Source organism: Kitasatospora sp. NPDC054939 (assembly GCF_053610105.1).
On record NZ_JBSGXP010000299.1, the window covers coordinates 1 to 1,952 of the forward strand.

A 1,952-nucleotide genomic window follows, 5' to 3' on the forward strand; every position below is an offset into this window, starting at 1 on the left:
TTTTTTCTGTTCTTGAATTCTATTATTTCCAATGTTAGAATTATGTTAACAACTTGTTAGGAGTGTGTTTGGATGGAAGAGAAAAAACAAATTGGACCTCGAATTACTGTTGAAACATTTAAAAAGCTAGAGTTATTAGCCGAACATTTTACAAAACACAATGAATTTGGAAGAGTTTCAAAAGATGCTGTAATTGAGTTTGCTATTAAGGAATTGTATAGGGACTATTTGGGAAAAGGACGCTAATTTTTGTTGAAAAACTGACTTCGGATTTGGGGTTCTTTATTATTAACTTGATTTTAATTAAACATTACAGGAAAAATTGAGGGGAAATGGATGGATAAACGCAATGGTGACGCGGTTTTCATAGCTCCAAATGATGTTGTAAAAGTGACCACTATGAATCACGTCATTGAAGTTCAGCATATGGAGAAGATGAACCGGAAAAATAATATCAAAAAATTGGACAAGGATAGGTTTGTAGACCTCTCTACTGGGGAGATCCGGGAGTTCGAGCATTCGGAAAATCGGCAGGAAAATTATAATTCTTTGAGACAAACCTTTAAGAAGCTGCGTTATTTGATAAATAACAATTTTATAGGACGGCCAAATGAATTACATATAACTTTGACATACAAGAAAAATATGACGGACACGAAAAAACTTTATAGTGATTTTCAAAATTTTATCGACAGGTTGCGTTATAAATACAAGAAAGAAAGTTCGATAGATTATTTATCGGTGGTAGAGCCACAAGGACGTGGAGCCTGGCATTGTCATGTTTTAATGCGCTTTAATGATTTGGATAAGATTTATATTAAAAATGCTGAATTAAGGAGTCTATGGGGTTTAGGATTTGTAACAATCAAGTCATTAAAGGATATAGACAACATAGGAGCCTATTTGAGCGCTTATTTGACTGATATAGACCTAGAAGATGTCCAAGACAGGGAAACAGCCTTAAAAGTGGCTTCAGAGGGCTGTGAGGTGCAAACAAAGATCGTAGAAGGTCGGGAAAAGAAATTTTTAAAAGGCGGACGGCTGCACATGTATCCTTCCGGAATGAATATGTATCGAAAATCAAAAGGGATTGTTAAGCCGGAACGGGAAGAAATGAAGTTCGGAGACATAAAAAAAGTAGTGGGTTCGGCAAAACCACACTACGAGAAAAGTTATCATGTCGAAAATGACAATTTTGAAAACACAATTTCGTTTCTCCAGTATAACACAAAACGTGATTTTTGAAGCAAAACGGTTCCTCTTTATGGAGCCGTTTTTTTTATTTCCCGAAGGGTTATTTGTCAGAATGACAAACCGATTTCGAGCCGGCGAGAACCCATTGTCACACCACGATTTAGGGGGTGTGTATAAATGGGCACTCTCTGTGAAATTTGAAGCTTTGAAATTCCGAATGGCGCACTTATACACTCTGTCGAGTGAGTGCTAAAATGCTGAAGCATTTCCGTCAAGCGTGTGGAGGAATCTTGTAGAGAGATATAGCATAGATACCCGTATCTCTAGAGATATTTTGGTATATCCCTGCTATATCTATGGGGTATCTATGCTATATCTTTGGCTTCAAAAACGGCACCTGTTCTAAGAGCATAGAAACTCAACAGGCACAGCCTGTTTGACACCCTTTTTTTTAGGGTGGCACCGAGTTTCCTTATGCTCTTTTTCTCTGAAGCTAAACCTGTTTTATATGTCGTAGTCTTTTTATTGGGAGTGACCCCTTGCTGTACAATTTCCGGAGGTGCCGATAAGGGACGAATTTTCCCTTGTCGGTTGCCTTTGGGGATTGTAAGGGGTGGAGGCTCGGAATCAAAAGGAAACGAAATATCATTCCGAGTGTGCTTCTTTTTTCTGTTCTTGAATTCTATTATTTCCAATGTTAGAATTATGTTAACAACTTGTTAGGAGTGTGTTTGGATGGAAGAGAAAAAACAAATTGG

The 1,952-nt window shown here is 37.4% G+C and carries 2 protein-coding genes; both read left to right on the top strand.

Translation table 11 applies throughout. From position 1 onward, the window contains the following. The first annotated feature begins 72 nt into the window (after nt 1-72). Entirely contained in the window at nt 73-246 is a 174-nt protein-coding gene (locus tag ACWGB8_RS38440) for a hypothetical protein (RefSeq protein ID WP_375839303.1), read from the top strand. Nucleotides 247-336: 90 nt separating this feature from the next. Further along, nucleotides 337-1,245 (top strand): rolling circle replication-associated protein, encoded by a 909-nt coding sequence (locus tag ACWGB8_RS38445; protein WP_375839305.1) that lies wholly within the window; start codon nt 337-339, stop codon nt 1,243-1,245. Nucleotides 1,246-1,952: the final 707 nt, after the last annotated feature.

Bases quoted from the DNA above. Each gene is read 5' to 3' on its own strand.
- ACWGB8_RS38440 (WP_375839303.1), top strand. From the start codon at position 73: ATGGAAGAGAAAAAACAAATTGGACCTCGAATTACTGTTGAAACATTT.
- ACWGB8_RS38445 (WP_375839305.1), top strand. From the start codon at position 337: ATGGATAAACGCAATGGTGACGCGGTTTTCATAGCTCCAAATGATGTT.